This is a genomic window from Chryseobacterium hagamense (genome assembly GCF_007991455.1).
In the GTDB taxonomy this organism is placed as follows: Bacteria; Bacteroidota; Bacteroidia; order Flavobacteriales; family Weeksellaceae; genus Chryseobacterium; species Chryseobacterium hagamense.
Genome location: NZ_BJYJ01000004.1, coordinates 115,506 through 133,830, shown reverse-complemented (window position 1 = coordinate 133,830; position 18,325 = coordinate 115,506). Strand labels below are relative to the sequence as shown.

Below are 18,325 nucleotides of genomic sequence, written 5' to 3'. Positions count from 1 at the left end.
CATGAACGAACAACATAAAAAAAGAATCAGCAAATTTCTGAGTCTGGTTCTGAGACACAAGCCTGAAGTAATCAACCTGACCCTGGATGAAAACGGCTGGGCCGCCGTAGATGAACTGATGGAAAAATGCGCAAAGAACGAAAGAAGCTTTACACGGGAAGAATTGATGGAAATGGTGGAAACCAACGACAAAAAACGGTTTGTTTTCAATGAAGATAAAACCAGGATCAGGGCCAATCAGGGCCACTCGATCGCTATTGATCTGGCTTTACAGCCACAACAGCCACCCGAATTCCTGTATCACGGGACAGCCGAAGCAAACATTTCGTCCATCCTGGAAAACGGGATTGAGAAAAGAAGCCGTCAGCACGTTCATTTAAGCCAGGATAGGGATACTGCCACCAAAGTCGGAATGCGTCACGGAAAGCCGGTGATCTTAACCATAGAAACCGAAAAAATGCATGAAGCGGGAATCCCGTTCTATCTTTCCGAAAACAACGTCTGGCTGACGGATTTTGTGGATTCCAAATACATACGGAATGACCACTGAAGAATTTGATGAAGAAGTAAAAGACTTCTGCCCTGAAAAAGACAGTTTGAAAAAGAAAGTGAATGAGCTTTTTTCAAAAGGTGCAGGAACTGTGCACGTTCTGCATTTTATTATTGAATTTAGAAACTGCCGGTTGACAGAAGCTATGGAAATTGTGGAATCCTGCCTAAACTACCATAAGAGATTTAAATGAAAAGAACATTAGCCATTGGCGATATCCACGGAGGCTTTAAAGCCTTGGAACAGATTTTGGACAAAGCACAGGTGACAGACACTGACACCCTAATTTTCCTGGGCGATTATGTCGACGGCTGGAGCGAGTCTTCCCGGGTGATCCGGTTTTTAATCAGACTGTCTGAGAAGCAGGAATGTATCTTCATCAAAGGCAACCATGATGCCTGGTGCGAAGACTGGCTTTCTTTCGGGAAAAGTGAAGACGTCTGGCTGTTCAACGGCGGAAAAAGTACGGTTGAAAGTTATGCCGGCTATTCTTTGGATGAGCTGGAAGTGCACCTGGAATTTTTTCAGCGGATGAAAAACTATCATACGGATGCGGAAAACCGGCTGTTTATCCATGCCGGCTATTCTTCCATGCACGGTCCTGAGAAAGAAGTCTATTCCAGCAATTACCGTTGGGACAGGACACTGTGGGAAACGGCTGCAGCAATGGATAGAAAGTTATCCAAAAACTCCGGACTTTATCCTAAAAGGCTGCTTCTGTACAACGAAATCTTCATCGGTCATACGCCGACTTTGCATCTCGGCAGCAAAGAGCCTGTGAAAAAGGCAAATGTCTGGAACCTGGACACCGGAGCGGCCTTTACCGGATCTCTAACCATTATGGATGTCGATACCAAGGCATTCTGGCAGAGCGATCCGCTTCCGTCTCTGTATCCGGATGAAAAAGGAAGGAATAAAGATCAGATCAAACCTGTGAAATAATATCCTTTAAGAAGCAATTTAATATATTATAAATTAATATTTTGCATTTATAGGGCTGAATTTCAATGCTTAATCGAAATTCTCTCCTTCGGAGGGGTGGCTCCGGCCAAAGGCCGGAGACGGGGTGGTTATTCACACTTATGTCAAAACTTCCAGCCTCGCACATCCCACTTCGCGCTCAAATCCCAAAACTTTAAGTACTTTTGAAGCCTCAAATATCCATCAATGAAACTGAACGCACTTCTCTTTCTTCTGGCTTCCTCTCTTTTATTTTCCCAAACCCATTTCAAAACCCCTTTTGAGAAAGGAAATGGCAACCAAACCGTTACCTATGACGAAATGAATGCCTGGTACCAAAATCTGGCGGAAAATTTCCCGGCCATCCAATACCTGAAAAAAGGAGAGGACGACAACGGGAAACCGATCTATGTGGTGCTTTACAACCCGTTTCCGGAAAAGAAAATAGAACAACTCAGAAAAGACAAAGCGGTGCTCTTCGTCAACAACGGGATCCATCCCGGCGAGCCGGACGGAATCGATGCCACCATGATGCTGATACGTGATCTGGCCTTGGGGAAAATTAGAAGTCCCCGGAATTTCATCGTGGCGGCCATTGCGGCCTATAACGTCAGCGGAATGCTGAACCGCGGACCGTATTCTAGAGCCAACCAAAACGGCCCTGAGGCTTACGGATTCAGGGGAAACGCGCGGAATTTTGATCTGAACAGGGATTTCATCAAGGCCGATACGAAAAATGCCCGGAGTTTCCAGGAGATTTTCCAATGGCTGAAGCCGGATGTCTTCATCGATAACCATGTGAGCAACGGAGCCGATTACCAATACACCTTTACCTACATTTCAACGTTCAAGGAACGTTTGGGAAACGTGCTCGGGAATTATTTTTACACCACCTATCAGGCTAAAAACCTGGAAGATTTAAAGAAGATAGGCTACGAAAGCACGCCGTACGTTAATATCCACGGGGATGTCCCGGACATCGGGTTTGCCGCTTTTGAAGATTCGCCACGATATTCTACCGGATATGCTTCTTTATTCAATTCGATGTCGACCATGCCGGAAACCCATATGCTGAAACCTTATGACAAAAGGGTGGATGCCACTTACCAATATATGCTGGTGAACCTGCAGAACCTGGATCAGGAATACCGGAACATAAAGCAGCTGAGAACTGAAAACCTGAAACAGTACCAGGCCGGAAAATCCTATGGCATCCGTTGGAAGATCGATTCCACGAAATACACGACTATGGATTTCAAAGGATATGAAGGGAAATACAAACCAAGTGAAATCTCCGGGAAGCCGAGGCTGTATTACGACCGGAACAAACCTTTTACGAAGAATATCAGGCTGTTTACAACGGCTGTTCCGACCGGCTTTATTACCGTTCCGAAATATTATGTTGTTCCCAAGTCCCAGTACCGGGTGATTAAAGAGCTCAGAAGAAACGGGATCCGGATGCAGCAGATTAAAAGCGACAGTACTTTTGCCGTGGAATCTTATAAAATCAATGATTTTAAGACCACTAAGAATCCCTACGAAGGACATTACCCGCATTTTGAGACAACCGTCGACAAATCAAACAAAACCATCCTGTTTTCAGCGGGAGATTATCTGGTTCCAACCGCTCAGGAAGGCGTAAAGTACCTCATCGAAACCCTGGAGCCGGAAGCACTCGATTCGTTCTTCAACTGGAACTTCTTCGACGGTATTTTAGCACAGAAAGAATATTATTCCGCCTATATTTTTGAGGACATGGCAGCTGAACTGCTTAAAAAAGATAAAGCTTTAAAACAGAAATTCGACTCCAGAAAAGCATCCGACCCAAAGTTTGCACAAGACGGTACCGCTCAATTGGACTGGATCTACAGAAACTCATCCTACTTCGAAGAAAAGACATTCAGACAGTATCCGGTTTACAGAATCTTATAACTTTTAAAATATGATTTAATTTATTGATAATCAGATGGTAATTTCCGGGTTTTTCACATGCGGAACTGTTGTTTTTACGGAAGGTTATTCATTTTTATCATGCGAAATTTGCTTTAGCTAAAAACAATAAAACCAAAAATTATGGCTACTAAAAAGCAATTTTTTGTTTCGCTGGAAGGTGTTGACCTTACTGACGAACAGCTGAAAAACATCGACCGGGGAATCCAGAACGTGGTTCTTTCCGAACTTTCCAAAGTAGACAACAGCCAAGCCTTTGGGGCGCACCGGAATTTCAAGGAGCTGGCAAGGCCGTTACGGGTAAAAGACTGGTTCCCGTGGGGAATCATTATCTTCAAACCGGGGATTGATTTCAATAAACAGCTTACAGACATCCATAACCAGATTAAAAATTATGGAGGCTGATTTTAACAGTACCCAAAAGAAGTGCCCCAGCTATATTGCAAAAGCGGGGGCACAGCTTTTCGGAGTCGTCAATAAGGATGGCAAGGTGCGGTTTATTACGCCGCTTACCGTCACGGAAGAGTTTATTGAAACGAATGATCACCTTGAACAGCGGTTCCGTTTTACCGGGAAATGCATTGAAAAAGGCTGTGCCCAGTGGAATGATTACGACCTGAAATGTTCCCTGCCCGGAAAGGTGCAGCTGCTGGATTTTCCCGAAGTTCCGGAAATGTCTTTCTGCCCGATCCGAAACCAGTGCCGGTGGTTTTTTCAGGACGGAGCCAGTGCCTGCTTTTCATGCAACGAAATTACCCGCAATATGGAAGAGCTGCTTCTCAACATTCAATCATGATCAGCCATCAGACCGGACCCACACACTTACTGAGCAGGCATTGACACTAAAAACGGCTTTCCCGTTTTTATCCGTTATAACTTCGTCATCCCTCTGACCGAGAAAATCTTTAAATGTAGTTTCTGCATATTCTTGTCCAAGCTCAATTTCTTTAAAGCCTTCTTCGTTGTTTGAGAGGATCGTGACACATCCGGAATGCTCCACGTTACCTTTCCGTACCCAGGCGATACAGTCCGGGTAATCAAAATAGCGGATCTCTTCGCCATAGGCAAACCGCTGCCGGGCCTTCAGCAATGCAGGAAGAACTTGAATGGCAGGCATAACGATTTTAATTTCTTCACCGTCTCTGGTATCCGTATATTCGGCCCCGAAAAGATCCGGATAAAAGACGCACGGACAGGCATTTTCCGAAAGCAGGATGATGGCGTAGGCCAAAGGTTTGAACCAGTCTTTCACTGTCGATTCCAGGGCCTGGAGCTGCTGTGTATCATGATTTTCGACAAAGGAAACCGACAGCATGGGTTTCTCTTCGGAAAAGCTTCCTTCCAGGATCCGGCGGAGGTCATAGGATGCCCCCTCTTCCGATGCTTTAAAAAAATTATAGTGAAGCGGCACATCAAAACAGGAGATCAGGCCATTCATTTTATCGGAAAAAGATGAAATTTTTTCAGCTTCATCCTTCCAGAATTCCCCTAACACAAAGCAGTCGGGCCTTAGTTCGGTTTTGATGTATGTGATCCATTCCTGAAGAAAATTGGAAGAAAGGTGTTTCAGCGCATCGAGCCGGATCCCGTCTACTCCGGTAGTCCCGAAGTACCAGCGGATCCAGTTTTTTCATTTCCTGAATAACATGGGGATTCCGGTATTCCACATCGGCACCCATCAGATAATCGTAATTTCCGAACTGGTGGCTTACATCATCCGTCCATTCTGTACCGTATTCATTATGGATCTTAAAAACCCCGGTAATTTTTTTTCCTTCTTTCCGGGCAATGTCGATTCCGCTGAAACAGCGGTAATCCCAGATGAAACCGGAGTATTTCCCGTTTCTCCCGGGAAAGGTAAATCTGGTGTATGCCGAAACCTGCATCGGTTCCGAGATGATTTTATTCCGGTCTTCTTCATCCACTTCATGTACGGTAATCAGTTCTTCTTCTTCACCGCCCATCCTGTGGTTAAGTACAATATCGGCATAAATGGAAATGCCGGCTTCATGCGCTTTTTCGATGGCATTCAGGTATTCTTCCCGGGTACCGTATCTTGTAGGAATTCCGCCTTTCTGATCAAATTCTCCAAGGTCGTAAGGGTCATAAATATCATATCCTCTTCCTTCCTTTCCAAACTGGCATTTTGTAGCCGGCGGAAGCCAGGCAGCTGTGAAACCGAGTTCCCGGAGCCGGGCTGCACGGCCGGCAAATTCATTCCACAAATCTCCCGGGTGGTACCAATGGAAATACTGTATTATAACTCCGTTCATACGTCTGCTATCCGTTTACAATAGATCCTCCGTTAGGATGCAGCACCTGTCCGGTCATCTGTGAAGCAGCATCGGTTGCTAAAAATAAAAAGCAAGCAGCAATTTCATCCGTAGACGCATTGCGTTCCAGCGGCGGTTTGCTGTAGTCATCTTCTTCCTCGCCGAATGTTTTTTCCGTAAGCGGTGTCGCCACAGGTCCCGGTGCCACAGCATTTACACGGATGCCTTTCGGCTTGGCCTGTAAAGCCAATGATCTGGTAAACGAAACGATAGCCCCTTTGGTTGCTGAATAATCGACCAGTTCCTCATGCCCGAGGTAAGCGACAGCCGATGTCGTATTAATAATCGAACTGCCTTGCTTCAGGTAGGGGAATACCGCTTTCGTCAGCAAAATCATCCCGATAATATTGGAGTTGAACGTTTTTCTCACTTTTTCTTCTTCCAGCTCCAGGATGCTTTCCGTGGGGAACTGGGTGCCGGCATTGTTGATCAGGATATCGATGCCTCCGAATTCGGAAACGGTTTTTTCTACCGCCCTTTTACAAAATTCGGTATCATTAATATCCCCGTCAAAACACAAAGCCTTTCTGCCCAGGTTCAGGATCTCATTCTTAGTAGCCTCTGCCTCTTCCGTATCATGATAGTGAATAAAGGAAATATGGGCACCTTCTCAGGCAAAAAGCAAAGCCGTCGCTTTTCCTATTCCGGTGGCAGCCCCGGTAATAAATACGTTCTTGTCTTTGAGCTGTAAGTTTCTCATAAATAATATTTGTGGTGTTGATAATGGCTCTTGATCTTTAAGATTCTTCTTCTTTCCGGATCCGCTGATTTTCGATTTCAACTTTAAGGCATTCCAGCATAAATTCACTGTAGCAAAGCTGTGCGCTGATGGCATCTTTTCTGGAATTCAGGTCTATTTTCCTGGAAAGAACAATTTCTCCTTTATAAGCAAATGAAAAATAAGCAAACAGTTTAAAATCCGATTCCTCAACGGGGGTGGCATAGCCTGTAACGGCCATTCCCCAATCGGTCCCGAATGATCGGGCAACATTCAGTGCCATGGTATCCGAAATATTCTGTGAAACACAATCGCAGGCTTCCGCTTCCTTTTCGTCAACATCTAAAAATTTCACTTTTTCTTCCAGGGTATAGACGGTGATCCCGCCTTTAAAAACCTTTGAAGCATCCCTGACCTGTGAAAAGGAAAACTGTAAAAACCCCGCAGTAACACTTTCTGCGGTAGCCACGGTTTCCTCGGATGCCTGCAGGTAATTTCCGATATCTTCCAATAAATCTTTCTGGGGGTTCATAATTCAATATTTTTTGGTTAAAGCATAACAGGCAGGGAAGTCCTGAAAGAATCCCTCCTGATCGTATTTATTTACATCTGATTCCGGAACGATTCTTTTTTTGAAGTTCTTTCCAAATTGTCCGGATAGTTACCGGAATCTGCCGTTCATCATCTTGCCGGTTTTCTATCGGACCGGCGAGACTGCTCCGGATGACTTCAGCATTTTTAGCTTCCGCTTTCCGTATAAGAAAAAACATTAAAAAGGTAATCCTTGATATTTCAGTATTGGCGCTAAGCTGCCGGTTTTGGCATAACTTTAATACTGGAGCCACAGTTTCCCCGATGATGACCGGATTTATTTTACCGGCGAAAGCTTCGGCACTTACCGCAAAACATATTGCCCCATTCGTAAACCTGTCAGAAAAATTCTTTTTCATATTCATAACGCTTCATTTCTTCCACGGCAAACAGGATCGGCGGAAGTCATTTTGTGAATCAGTCAACCGAATTTCGTAAATAATACCCATAAAAATTATGATTACAATCAAGATGGCATATTTACACTACCCGTTGTGATTCTGCTCATAATAATTACCGGTGAGGGGTGGTAAATTTGTAAGGACCACAACGAAAGATTATGAAGCCGAAGCAGATTCCGGGAGTTCCTATTCAGAAAAAAGGAGGATTCCATGACAGTGAAAGTACAAAAGCGTGTACCGATTCAGACGTATATTCCCAATTTGATTTGCTGAAACAGCGTTTTTTTTCGATCAATCAATGGAAGTCGTATGCCGGAGGCTCCTCGGCAGATTTCAGACATTTCGATTCTTCAGGAAAGCCGGCAGAACGGATGCCCCAAAAAGGGGATTTCATAAGAATAGAAATTCCCGGCCCCGGAAACCGGGAGGGCAAAGGATATGACTGGGTGGAAATCATAAATCTGTCCCACCATGATGCAGTGACTGCCGAATATTACCTGATGGTTTGCAGGCCCTGTAAAGACCCCGATCAGCCTGAAGGAAAGGTTGCTCATTTTTACAGTACGGCTGCCACCTCCAATATCATGATCTCCAGAGAAGGAAACATGTTGAAAGTCGGTGTATACGGAAGAAACGAAATGCCGAACTTCCAGGCCGGTTTTACAGACAAAATAAGAAATTTTTTCATCGGCATCGGCGGCATGTTCGGATTCAGTAAAATCCACTGGAAAAGCCTTGCCGAAGGATTGATTAAATTTTAAGATCTATTAATTTTTTTCAGACCCATTTTACTTTTCTTTAGCTCCTCATGTTTTGAGGAGTTTTTTGTACATAATAACAGACTCAGGAACAGTAAAAAAAGGGTTTATATGAAATAATACGGAGAATCAAGGCCACAAATTTTTACCGGTATGATACCTGTCATAAAAAAAGGCTGATAAATATAATAAATTAGCTATTATTCTTTTAACTCATCAGATCCATCGTTCTTATTTTCACGGATAAATTTATGTTTAAAAATAAAAGCCGTAAAATATTTATAAACAACGATCAGACGGAGGGCCGGAAAGTTTAGAAATAAGCTTTAATAAAGTCTTCCAAAACCATCTGAAGAGATAACCGGATCTGATGATTTCCAGATTCAAAATTCATAGTTCATAGTTGATATTTTAGATTACCTCTTCTTTTGTGTTCCGAAGAGGTAATCGCTTTTAACCTATGCTTTCCGGTTACGGGCACCATAATAAAAATTAAATTCCGGTTCAGGTTATTTGGTATCCAGCCAGGCGGCCATATATTCCCTGTTCATCCGGGAAATATTATCCAGGGAGATCTTTTTCGGGCACTCCACTTCGCAGGCACCGATGACCGAACAGTTGCCGAATCCTTCTTCATCCATGGCCTGTACCATATTCAGTACCCTTCTTTTGGCTTCTGCCTTACCTTGGGGCAGGAGGGCAAAATGAGAGACTTTAGCTCCTACGAAAAGCATGGCTGCTCCATTCGGGCAACACGCCACACATGCTCCGCAGCTGATGCAGGAAGAAGCGTCCATGGCCTTGTCCGCATCTTCTTTGGGAACCGGGATGGCATTGGCATCCAGCGTATTTCCTGAAGTATTGACTGAAATAAACCCGCCGGCAGCCATAATCCGGTCAAAAGCGCTCCGGTCGGTAATCAGATCTTTAATTACGGGAAAAGCGATGCTCCTCCAGGGTTCGATAACGACTGTTTCCCCGTCGCTGAACATCCGCATGTGGAGCTGGCAGGTTGTAATACCTGTATCGGGACCATGGGCTCTGCCATTGATATATAAAGAACACATTCCGCAGATGCCTTCCCGGCAGTCATGGTCGAAAGCGACCGGCTCTTTGTCTTCGCGGATCAGCTGTTCGTTAAGGATATTTAGCATTTCCAGGAAAGAAGCATCGGTAGAAATATCCGAAACTTTATAAATTTCAAATTGCCCTTTCGTTTTCCTGTTTTTCTGCCGCCAGATTTTCAGGGTCAGGTTTAAATTTCTTTTTATAGCCATATGACATTCTTTGATTGGTTGATTTTAAAAATACGCTTAAAAAGAGGATAATTTTATGAGACAGCTCATATAATAATGATAAAGTTAATTTAACGCAATCCATAAAAACTGAACGTTTAGGGCAAGGAATTTGCTTTATGATTACAATCATAACAATGCTGTTTTTTTACTTCTAATTTTATTTAAAATCCCCGCGTATACCATTTGAATACAACTTTAAAACCTTTATATATGCTGATATCAGAAGAACTTTTACAGGCTTACGGAGCCGAGCTGGAGACCCTTGAGCGTTCCCATATTATTTTCCGGGAAGGCGACAATCCCAAATATTATTATCAGGTGGTTAAAGGAAGGATTAAGCTGAATCATTACAATGAGGAGGGAAAAGAGCTTATCCTGGCTATTCTTGATGTAGGGCTGAGTGTTTGTGAGCTCCTTTTATTTATCGACCAGACTTATCCCGTAAATGCCATAGCTTTTGAAGAATGTACCGTTTTAAAGCTTCCGAAAAGTGATTTCATCAGATTGCTGGACGAAAATCCCCAGATTTCCAGGGATATTAATAAATTTTTATCGGAAAGGCTGTACTATAAATACATTATGCTGGAAAACAACTCTTCCCTAAGGCCGGTTACCAGGATCAAGGGAATGCTCGATTATCACAAGAGCTTCCGGGAAGACCAGAGCAAGTTTTCCTACGAAGTCCCGCTTACCAGACAGCAGATTGCTTCCATTACGGCATTAAGGGTAGAAACGGTAGTAAGGGCCGTTAAGCAGCTGGAAAAAGAAAATTATCTGAAGATCATTAACAGAAAGGTTTACGTTTAAATACCACAGTTCAATGGTTCCGGTAAAAGTGGTCTTATAGTTGCAGATTTACAGGAATCAACACTAAAAATATTTATATTATGGAAACTAAAACAGCGACTAAAAAGTCACCGGCTAAGAAGACGGTTACCTCTAAAAAAACAGCAGCCTCTAAAGCGGCAGCAACAAAGACATCTTCTAAAGCGGCATCCAAAGCTTCAGCAAAGACGCCTGCGAAAAAAGGATCGGCAAAAGAGCTTAAAGATCTTTTTGAAGATTCTCTTAAAGATATCTATTGGGCAGAAAAGGCATTGTTGAAAACACTGCCGGTAATGATGAAGAATGCAACCGATAAAAAGCTGAAAAAAGCAATCGACAATCATATTACTGAGACGGAGGAGCAGATTGACCGGCTTGAAGCATGTTTCAAAGCTTTAGGTAAAAAAGCGCAGGCTAAAAAATGTGATGCCATGCAGGGACTGCTGGAAGAAGGCAAAAGCATTATGGAAGAAACGGAGCCCGGAACCGTAAGAGATGCAGGCATTATTGCTGCTGCACAGAAAGTAGAACATTACGAAATCGCAACTTACGGAACCCTGGCCGCTTTCGCAAAGGTCCTGAAGGAAAAAGATTGTCTGAAATATCTTTTGGAAACACTGGAAGAAGAAAAAAGATGTGATGAGCTTTTAACGAAAGTTGCTGATACCAACCTTAACAGCAAAGCTTTATAATTAAAAATACAATCATTATAGAAAAAGGAAACCTGATTTCAGGTTTCCTTTTTTGTTATGCTCCGGTGCCTGCACCCTGGAAAGTATCGCTGTTAAAGTCAAGCTTACAGGTATCGGTCAGGATATGGATCTTCAGGTTTTCGGCATAGATGGGAGCACCTTTCTTTACCGTATGGGTATTGGTCTGCCCGATATGCCTGGCATTGATGATCCAGGCCATTCCGGATCCCCGGCAGGTGGCTTTGCATCCTTCTTCTATCATCAGGGCCGTATCTTCCCCTAGACCGATTCCCCAGCATTCCTGGTGGAGGATAACGGCATGTGCCAGCCTTCCGAATCTGGCTCGGTGGATGAAATGGGTATCGACGATGCAGTTGTCTATAAATCCAAGCCCGGTATCCAGCTCGATATCATGCTCAAGCATCGCTTCGCCGTTTACTGCCTCCACAATAACGATTTTAGGCATGCACATCGCTCCGGCGCTGGTTCCGGCAATTGTAAAGCCGTCTTCTTCCTGATATTTCTTTTTCAGAAGATCGGTAAGAACGGACTGATTCAGGCTTCCGCAGATCCTGCTTTGGTCGCCGCCTGTAAAAAATACCGTCCTGGCGGCCTCCACCCGTTTAAGATGAAAATCGGAATGTACGTGCTCGTCACAGATATCCAGAAAATCAAAATTCGTGTATCCTATTTTGTTAAATACTTTGCTATAAGTTTCCCGCATGTCTTCCGGTTCAGAACTTGCGGTAGTAATTACCTCAATACGGTCATCTTTGGATTCCGCGAGCAGCTTCAGGATTTCTTCAGGCGAAAAATTATTGTTTTTTTTCTCCGTTTCGGAATGGTCTTCTCCTTTATCCTCTTTGCCGCCGATAATCAGCAGCCGTCCTTTTGGTATCATAGTCGTCATTTATTTTAATTATTGTCTGGTGTTCCTGTTGGTGAAATTCAAATTATAGTCAAAAGGCACCTCTCGGATAAGGTCACCGTTGATGAGGTTCAGGGTAGAACCGGCAGTGAGGATATGGCCTTTCAGGTTTTTTGCAAATACGGAAAACCCTTTTCTCGGTTTTTTTCTTCTTACGTTCCTGGCGTTTACAACGATCATGGAACTGCTTCCGATACATTGGGCCTTGTATCCTTTTTCAATAATCAGGGCCATTCCTCTATTCAGGCCGATTCCGAGGCATTCCCGGTGGGAAACAACGGCTTTTACAAGGTTTTTGAACCGGGTTCCGTGCCTGAAACGGGTATCGATGATACAATTATTGATGAACCCGAGACCCGGATGGATTTCCTTGTTGTTCAGGAACAGTTCTGAAATAAACATCCCTCCCGCATTGATGCCTGCCACCGTAAATTCCTCCTCAAGCAGGTATTTTTTTAACATCAGTTTTGAAAGAGACGAATTTTTTAAGGTTTCGCAGAGGTCAGGGCTGTCGTCAATAAAGAAAACCACCTTTGCCGCCAGGATCCGGGGATGATAATCTTCCCGGTTATTTTTGAGATGGATAAAACCGAAATTGGTATATCCTTCCTGCTGTAATGCCACCGAATATTCCGCTGCCATAGCTTCCGTAGCATCCGGCGATGCGGTAATCATTTCAATACGGTCCTCTTTCCGGGATGATAGTAAGCGGAAATTTTCATAAGCCGGAAAGTGTGTTTTCAGGTTTTCCTGATCCGCTTCATGAACTGCGCCTGCATCATTGCCGCCCATGATGATTAATCTGCCTTTCGGAGTCATAAATAGTAATGGTAATTATTCGTTATCAGTTTTCATAGTGTTGGGAAGCTGTTCTGCATTAGCCGTATCCGAAACCTCGTTCAGGGCCCGGATGGTATCTGATTCTTTGTTGTCTACCGATTCCCTTTTATTCTGCTGGTCTGTATATTGGGTTTCGGATTTTGTGCATGCCGATAAGGTGTACAGCAGGAATGCTGCGAAGATGATTTTTTTCATGAGATAAAAATGATTTGATTACCTCAAACTTAATCATGAAAAAACAAAAAATTTATGACGCGGGTCACAAGGTATATCATTAAAAAGCCCCTCGCAGAAAGGAGAGGCATTGTGAGAATAAGTGCAAAAATTAAATAAGGATGTATTCCAAAGGTAGAAAGTATAATTCCTGAATTTTATGATGAACATCATATTGAAACCTGAATTTCTGTTATTTTTTATCTGTTAATTAAATGTGGTATTTTTTATCCTGATTGCAGGTTTGTATGGTTTATTATTTGCAGCATTTAAAAAAATAACGGGTTAATACTCATTTATTTAACAGCTATACTGAATATATAATGGATGAATGCTTAGCTTGGTCTCCAATTTAGTTGTTGGCGAAATTGTATAAGTCTTAGGGAGCCATCATCGAAAGCATAAGAATGTAACAATTTATTATTAAAGTTTAATATGTATGTATCTACAGGTTTTGACACCGCAGATCCGGATCTGCGGTCATAAATGAAGCAACGGCAGGCATCCCTTGTTCCCTCCGTTGCTTCATTTTTCTTTTAGGTATTTTAATTATAAGATCCGCAGATTAACCACCTTTTTTTGATTAAATAATGATAAAAAAATAAGCTACTTTAGGAGTAGCTTATTTTATATGATGACCGGATCGCATCAGAAAGTATCCCTGTAGGTAAGGTTACCCGTAGCACCCTGAGGAAGGAAAACCACTTTCCTTTTGATGCTTTTTGCTTTCTCCAGTGCTTTAATCGCTTTCTGTCGTTCCATTTCACGGTTGAAGTGGGAATTGATGTTTTCAGTTTGTGAAGATGCTTTCATAAGTAATATTTTTAAGTGTGTGTGTTGTCATCAACCAATCTAAAAGTGTACCATTTTTATAAATGTTCTGCAAATGAGGTATGTGATAAAATATATTACTGAAAAATCATTTTATTTCCGCAAAAAAGAAGGAGTTTCCATTCATGGCATAATAGTTGAATACTGTACTGCAACTATTAAAAAATAAACACACAAAGGGATCTGAAAATATTTCCCGGAGCAATTCGGGAATATTTTTGATTTTTTATTGCAGAAAACACCAACCACAATAAATATTAATACTTTTGATTATCCTCAGTCTGACTGAGGATTTTTTCATATGCTTTAATTTGAATAACTTTACAGAAAATTACCGGATGGCTTATATAATAAAAACAACATCGGACGGCTTGATTTACATTAAAGCATCTTTCGTTATTCATGTAAAGAAGCCGAATTCACTGGAAGGGGCAAAAGTCCTGGGGCAGCCCCTGGTGGTAAATGCCGGGAATATCGCCTTTTTAAGTTTTAACGTTGAGGGCCATGTGACTTATTTTATGGCCAATGGTTTTGAAATTTCAGTGAAAGTCCTGTTTGAGGAAGCGGAAGAAGCCTTTAATTGTGCGCAGGCCAGGATGGAGCGGATTGTCAGATAAATTCATTAAATAAACTAAAAAAGACGTTTCCCGGAAACGTCTTTTTTATTATGCTCTTGGTAAGCCTTTCCTGAGGGCAATCTCAGCCCTTTTGACGGCTACTTTCTCTTTCCAGTCCATGTATTTTTTTCTGAAATTCTTCTTCATGACATCGTCGAACTTACGCTGCACCGTCAGGTTCCATAATGAGTGGGCTTTTACTGCCCACGACTTATCCCAGGCCCTCAGCGAGATGGAGAAGCTGCCGTCCAGATATTTCATCCAGTGCCACCATCCGGTTGGCATAAACAGGGTGTCACCGTGTTCCAGGAAACATTCGATGCCTTCTACACCGTCCAGTGCGGGAAATTTTGTGAAATCGGGATTTTCAATATCGTAATCTTCCAGGGCATAGGTCGCATAAGGAATCTGATAAAGCCTCTCCCTCCATTTATAATCGAACAGGAGAATGTGTTTTCTTCCGTTGAAATGGGTGTGGAAAATATGCGCCATATCGATATCGAAGTGAAGAAAGGTAACGGAACCTTTGCCACCGAAAAACATATTGGGGTATTTATCCAGAAACCCGCCCATTAATTCTTTGGGCGAAAGGTAATCTTCCAGCAGCTTCGGTGCAAATTTAATGGGATCGAACAGGAAAATCCTCAGATCCGTCGGTTCCCGCTGGATAAGATCAATATAATCCCCGAATTTCATTTTTGCCGCGGAAGCATTAATGGGAGCGGAAGGGTCTGCTTTCGAGCTGTCGTATAACGGAACTTCCACGTCACCGACTACCTCCTTCATGTATTCCATGGTCCATTTCTGGTAAGCGGGCCACTTTTTTGCCATATTTTTGATCACTACCGGCTTTCTCGGCTTCAGGTATTTCTCAATGAACTCCTCCTGCGTAATATCATCTACAATATCAATCGGCTTTAAATTGATTCCCATTTTTAAAAATTTAATGTTACAAAATTATTAAATTAAATAGATATGTTAAGAGGTTTAAGCTTTTTTTAATCTATCATGTAAATTATTTTTGCCTATTTAGACTAAATAAAAAAATAATGAATTAATCTATCAGGTGCTCCCTGTAATGTCTTTCAACTTGTTTTGTGATTTCCAAGAAAGACTTTTGCTACAAATCAATTCAAATAATAAGCCTTAACAATTTATCGTTTCAATTCCCTCTTTACAAATTTTTTTCAGTGGAAAGAATGATCGGCTAAAAAATCCAGTCAAAATATATTTTTTAAAGAAAAATTTTAACTTTCATAACTCTAATATGGTGTGATTTATACCTAAAAAAGACAGCGTAATTTGCTGGTTTTCTTAGACAATGGATATCAGAATATCTTCATAAGTTTGTGGTATGACACAAGTGGGAAATTCGCGAAACATGCTTTGGTATCCTGCTAAAGCATGTATTTCTTAAAAGTCATAATGATGCATCATCCGGGACGGTTTCTTATTCTAGACAGAGATGATCAGCCAGGGAAAAAATGAGTATTAACTTTTTAAAGCAAATTTTTATGAAAAAGAAGATTTTATTCTGCGCCATGATCGGGATCTCCGTGATGGCGTTTGCAAGAGTTCAGGCAGTCTGGACTTCTACTTGTGGTGTTAAGCATTATACTACATTTTCGGATAATGCAACCTATTCACAAATGGCTCAAACTATCCAAGCAATAAACTTTCTTGAATGTGGTACGAAGCCAGATGTAACAATTAATCCTTAATTAATTTAGGCGGAGATTTCTCCGCCTATTAAAATATAAATCATGAAGAAATATTATTATCTACTTTTTGTATTATTTTCATTTTATTTCAATGGTCAAAAAATAAATTTCATTCCTTCGGTTAGGGTAAATTATGATTCATCAATGAAATTTGGAGATAAATACCAGCAGGTTCAAAAATTTGTTTTAGTCGGAAATTCTCAGGATTATTATTTTGCTGCAGCCCAAAACTATTTAAATGATACAGGTCAATATAAACCCAATGAGGGAATAGATTTGAGACCATTAAGCGATTATTTTCAGGAAAGGATGATAAAAAAAGATGAAATTACATATGTTTTCTTTAAATATGGAGAAGATAAGATCCGTTACGAAGAAAAAGTTACTACAAAATGGGTGCTTTATAGAGATACAAAATTAATTAATGGAGTAAAATGCCAAATGGCGGCAATCAATAAATATGGCAGAAGGTGGATTGCCTACTTTTCTAAAGAATATCCACAATCTTTAGGTCCGTATAAATTTAGTGGATTACCAGGTTTGATCTTCGAATTGTATGATACAAGAGATGATTATCATTTTACACTAACAAAAGTTGAAAAGTTTACAGATGAATTTAACTTTAGCCTTTCAATATTTAAAAACTACCCGAAAGATAAGTATTTAAAAGCAAAATATAATCTGGAGAATACTCTTGCCGCATTTCCAGGATTGGAGATTGGAGCAGAAGAAAGTAAATATTTCCTTTCCCTTTTGGAGAAAAGAAAAAAAATGTTCAACAATCCATTAGAATTGAAGCCTTTCGAATGATTTATGAGTAAATGTTTTTTATTTTTTTTTTTACTGGGTTTTACAATATCTTTTGCCCAAAAGATAGCATTTATTCCTTCTATAAAAGTTGAATATACAGGTTCCTTACAATTAGGAGAAAAGTATCATCAAGAACAAAAATTTATTTTGCTTGGTAATTCCCGGGATTATTATTTTGCTGCAGTCCAAAACTATTTAAATGATACGAGACAATATGGAATTAGAGGAATAGATACCAGAGCGATTAGTGATTATTTTCAGGAAAGATTAATCAAATGGAAAGATAAAACAACAGTGCTTATCACAGTAATGGATTCTAAAATACGATATGAAGAAACCGGAGGAATAAAGTGGGTTTTATATAGTGATACAAAAGTAATTAATGGGATAAAATGCCAAATGGCAGCAACCAATAAATATGGCAGAAGATGGATTGCTTACTTTTCTAAAGAGTATCCTCAATCATTGGGACCGTATAAATTCAGTGGATTGCCCGGATTGATTTTCGAATTATATGATATAAGAAATGATTATCATTTTATATTGGAAAAAATAGAAAAATACACGGATGATTTTGATTTTAACCTTAATGAATATAAAAATTATTCAAAAGCTAAATATTTAAAAGCTAAATATAATATGGAATTTACTCTGGCTGGCTATCCGGCAGATATGGGCGAAGAATTGAGAAAAGAATTGCAAAATGCCTATGATAGAAAGAAAAAAATGTATAATAACCCTATAGAGTTAAACCCTTTTGAATGATTTTTTTATTTATAATTTCGTAAGAGCCCGAGTTAAATTAGTCATCAAATTAGCCTTTAGATTTCTACAGAATAAAAACAGATCATAAATTCTTTGTTTATTTTTTCAGGCTTTTAATCAATTCTTTCAGTTGAGAGCTGATAATTTTCGCGGCTTCAGAATCAGTAATGTTAATGATAATGCCTTGTTGGAAATCTTTCTGCCCGATAGCATTATCCTTCAAATCTGCATTTTCCAAATTATGATAAGAGGATTCATTTTTTCCGGCTTCAAAAAGATCTAAAATACTTACCTGAAAGATTTCTGCCAGTTTAGGAATGTATTGTGATTTGATGTCTGTGGTTTCATTTTCCCAGTTGGTATAGGTGTTCCTATCCAATCCCAACATATCGGCAATTTCCTGTTGGGAAAACTTGGTTTTGCTTCTGAGTCTTTTAAGATTTGTTCCTACTCCCATGATAAAATTCTCTTTACAAATGTAGAGATTTAAGCAAAAAATAAATAATCAAAACCTATAAATTTCC

Annotated in this window: 25 protein-coding genes; 13 read left to right on the top strand and 12 right to left on the bottom strand. The window is 40.9% G+C overall.

The annotated features are described in order from the left end of the window. The first annotated feature begins 1 nt into the window (after position 1). From CHA01nite_RS06570 to CHA01nite_RS06545, 6 genes are all read left to right on the top strand, one after another. Positions 2-550: an RNA 2'-phosphotransferase gene (locus CHA01nite_RS06570; RefSeq protein ID WP_146940512.1), complete on the top strand. Its 549-nt coding sequence runs from the start codon at positions 2-4 to the stop codon at positions 548-550. Then, positions 540-743 (top strand): hypothetical protein, encoded by a 204-nt coding sequence (locus tag CHA01nite_RS06565; RefSeq protein WP_146940511.1) that lies wholly within the window; start codon positions 540-542, stop codon positions 741-743. Before CHA01nite_RS06570 ends, CHA01nite_RS06565 begins: the two co-directional genes overlap by 11 nt. Further along, a complete protein-coding gene (locus CHA01nite_RS06560) occupies positions 740-1,492 on the top strand; it encodes a metallophosphoesterase family protein (RefSeq protein WP_146940510.1) in 753 nt (250 codons plus the stop codon). The genes CHA01nite_RS06565 and CHA01nite_RS06560 overlap by 4 nt, the downstream gene beginning before the upstream one ends. A 225-nt stretch (positions 1,493-1,717) precedes the next feature. Beyond that, positions 1,718-3,442 (top strand): M14 family metallopeptidase, encoded by a 1,725-nt coding sequence (locus CHA01nite_RS06555; protein ID WP_146940509.1) that lies wholly within the window; start codon positions 1,718-1,720, stop codon positions 3,440-3,442. Between the two features lie 141 nt (positions 3,443-3,583). Beyond that, positions 3,584-3,865, top strand: coding sequence for a toprim domain-containing protein (locus tag CHA01nite_RS06550; protein WP_146940508.1), 282 nt, complete (start codon positions 3,584-3,586; stop codon positions 3,863-3,865). Further along, on the top strand, positions 3,855-4,256 hold the full coding sequence (locus CHA01nite_RS06545; RefSeq protein ID WP_146940507.1) for a hypothetical protein: 402 nt from the start codon (positions 3,855-3,857) through the stop codon (positions 4,254-4,256). The genes CHA01nite_RS06550 and CHA01nite_RS06545 overlap by 11 nt, the downstream gene beginning before the upstream one ends. On the opposite strand, the gene CHA01nite_RS20935 is transcribed toward CHA01nite_RS06545, so the two are convergent. From CHA01nite_RS20935 to CHA01nite_RS06525, 5 genes are all read right to left on the bottom strand, one after another. Continuing rightward, entirely contained in the window at positions 4,257-4,898 is a 642-nt protein-coding gene (locus tag CHA01nite_RS20935) for an alpha-amylase domain-containing protein (protein WP_507762371.1), read from the bottom strand. It lies immediately after the preceding gene. 31 nt (positions 4,899-4,929) lie between these two features. Next, the gene (locus CHA01nite_RS06540) at positions 4,930-5,733 is read right to left on the bottom strand and encodes an alpha-amylase family glycosyl hydrolase (RefSeq protein ID WP_262712138.1); all 804 of its coding nucleotides are present in this window, start codon (positions 5,731-5,733) and stop codon (positions 4,930-4,932) included. 7 nt (positions 5,734-5,740) lie between these two features. After that, complete coding sequence (locus CHA01nite_RS06535) at positions 5,741-6,391, bottom strand: SDR family oxidoreductase (protein WP_228458361.1); 651 nt, start codon at positions 6,389-6,391, stop codon at positions 5,741-5,743. Positions 6,392-6,530: 139 nt separating this feature from the next. Next, the gene (locus tag CHA01nite_RS06530; protein WP_146940506.1) at positions 6,531-7,043 is read right to left on the bottom strand and encodes a CinA family protein; all 513 of its coding nucleotides are present in this window, start codon (positions 7,041-7,043) and stop codon (positions 6,531-6,533) included. Between the two features lie 67 nt (positions 7,044-7,110). After that, on the bottom strand, positions 7,111-7,461 hold the full coding sequence (locus tag CHA01nite_RS06525) for a low affinity iron permease family protein (protein ID WP_170234697.1): 351 nt from the start codon (positions 7,459-7,461) through the stop codon (positions 7,111-7,113). A 200-nt stretch (positions 7,462-7,661) separates the two neighbouring features. On the opposite strand from CHA01nite_RS06525, the gene CHA01nite_RS06520 reads away from it, so the two are divergent. Continuing rightward, positions 7,662-8,264 carry a hypothetical protein gene (locus CHA01nite_RS06520; protein ID WP_146940504.1) on the top strand — a complete coding sequence of 201 codons (603 nt, stop codon included), beginning with the start codon at positions 7,662-7,664 and terminating at the stop codon, positions 8,262-8,264. Positions 8,265-8,770: 506 nt separating this feature from the next. Here the strand turns inward: CHA01nite_RS06520 and CHA01nite_RS06515 are convergent. Next, entirely contained in the window at positions 8,771-9,538 is a 768-nt protein-coding gene (locus CHA01nite_RS06515) for a succinate dehydrogenase/fumarate reductase iron-sulfur subunit (RefSeq protein ID WP_146940503.1), read from the bottom strand. A gap of 231 nt (positions 9,539-9,769) precedes the next feature. Here CHA01nite_RS06515 and CHA01nite_RS06510 point away from each other — a divergent pair, with 231 nt between their 5' ends. Together CHA01nite_RS06510 and CHA01nite_RS06505 are read left to right on the top strand one after the other, a co-directional pair. Next, positions 9,770-10,366 carry a Crp/Fnr family transcriptional regulator gene (locus CHA01nite_RS06510; protein ID WP_146940502.1) on the top strand — a complete coding sequence of 199 codons (597 nt, stop codon included), beginning with the start codon at positions 9,770-9,772 and terminating at the stop codon, positions 10,364-10,366. An 80-nt stretch (positions 10,367-10,446) separates the two neighbouring features. Next, positions 10,447-11,076 (top strand): YciE/YciF ferroxidase family protein, encoded by a 630-nt coding sequence (locus CHA01nite_RS06505; protein WP_146940501.1) that lies wholly within the window; start codon positions 10,447-10,449, stop codon positions 11,074-11,076. 55 nt (positions 11,077-11,131) lie between these two features. On the opposite strand, the gene CHA01nite_RS06500 is transcribed toward CHA01nite_RS06505, so the two are convergent. The 4 genes from CHA01nite_RS06500 to CHA01nite_RS20470 all read right to left on the bottom strand — a co-directional run bounded on the left by CHA01nite_RS06500 (position 11,132) and on the right by CHA01nite_RS20470 (position 13,870). After that, positions 11,132-11,977, bottom strand: a complete 846-nt coding sequence (locus CHA01nite_RS06500; protein WP_170234696.1) for a cyanophycinase — start codon at positions 11,975-11,977, stop codon at positions 11,132-11,134. 18 nt (positions 11,978-11,995) lie between these two features. Continuing rightward, positions 11,996-12,823: a hypothetical protein gene (locus CHA01nite_RS06495; protein WP_146940499.1), complete on the bottom strand. Its 828-nt coding sequence runs from the start codon at positions 12,821-12,823 to the stop codon at positions 11,996-11,998. Positions 12,824-12,838: 15 nt separating this feature from the next. After that, the gene (locus CHA01nite_RS06490; RefSeq protein WP_146940498.1) at positions 12,839-13,039 is read right to left on the bottom strand and encodes a membrane lipoprotein lipid attachment site-containing protein; all 201 of its coding nucleotides are present in this window, start codon (positions 13,037-13,039) and stop codon (positions 12,839-12,841) included. A gap of 666 nt (positions 13,040-13,705) precedes the next feature. Next, positions 13,706-13,870, bottom strand: coding sequence for a hypothetical protein (locus tag CHA01nite_RS20470; protein WP_170234695.1), 165 nt, complete (start codon positions 13,868-13,870; stop codon positions 13,706-13,708). Positions 13,871-14,226: 356 nt separating this feature from the next. On the opposite strand from CHA01nite_RS20470, the gene CHA01nite_RS06485 reads away from it, so the two are divergent. Continuing rightward, complete coding sequence (locus CHA01nite_RS06485) at positions 14,227-14,505, top strand: hypothetical protein (RefSeq protein WP_146940497.1); 279 nt, start codon at positions 14,227-14,229, stop codon at positions 14,503-14,505. 48 nt (positions 14,506-14,553) lie between these two features. Here the strand turns inward: CHA01nite_RS06485 and CHA01nite_RS06480 are convergent, their stop codons facing one another. After that, positions 14,554-15,438 carry a cupin-like domain-containing protein gene (locus CHA01nite_RS06480; protein ID WP_146940496.1) on the bottom strand — a complete coding sequence of 295 codons (885 nt, stop codon included), beginning with the start codon at positions 15,436-15,438 and terminating at the stop codon, positions 14,554-14,556. A gap of 581 nt (positions 15,439-16,019) precedes the next feature. On the opposite strand from CHA01nite_RS06480, the gene CHA01nite_RS06475 reads away from it, so the two are divergent. From CHA01nite_RS06475 to CHA01nite_RS06465, 3 genes are read left to right on the top strand one after another with little or no spacing between them, the layout of a single operon-like run. Continuing rightward, complete coding sequence (locus tag CHA01nite_RS06475; protein WP_146940495.1) at positions 16,020-16,226, top strand: hypothetical protein; 207 nt, start codon at positions 16,020-16,022, stop codon at positions 16,224-16,226. Positions 16,227-16,268: 42 nt separating this feature from the next. Further along, complete coding sequence (locus CHA01nite_RS06470; RefSeq protein ID WP_174771811.1) at positions 16,269-17,036, top strand: GLPGLI family protein; 768 nt, start codon at positions 16,269-16,271, stop codon at positions 17,034-17,036. Positions 17,037-17,039: 3 nt separating this feature from the next. Next, positions 17,040-17,801: a GLPGLI family protein gene (locus CHA01nite_RS06465; protein ID WP_146940493.1), complete on the top strand. Its 762-nt coding sequence runs from the start codon at positions 17,040-17,042 to the stop codon at positions 17,799-17,801. A gap of 97 nt (positions 17,802-17,898) precedes the next feature. Here CHA01nite_RS06465 and CHA01nite_RS06460 read toward each other — a convergent pair whose 3' ends face one another. Then, on the bottom strand, positions 17,899-18,258 hold the full coding sequence (locus tag CHA01nite_RS06460) for a helix-turn-helix domain-containing protein (protein ID WP_146940492.1): 360 nt from the start codon (positions 18,256-18,258) through the stop codon (positions 17,899-17,901). Positions 18,259-18,325: the final 67 nt, after the last annotated feature.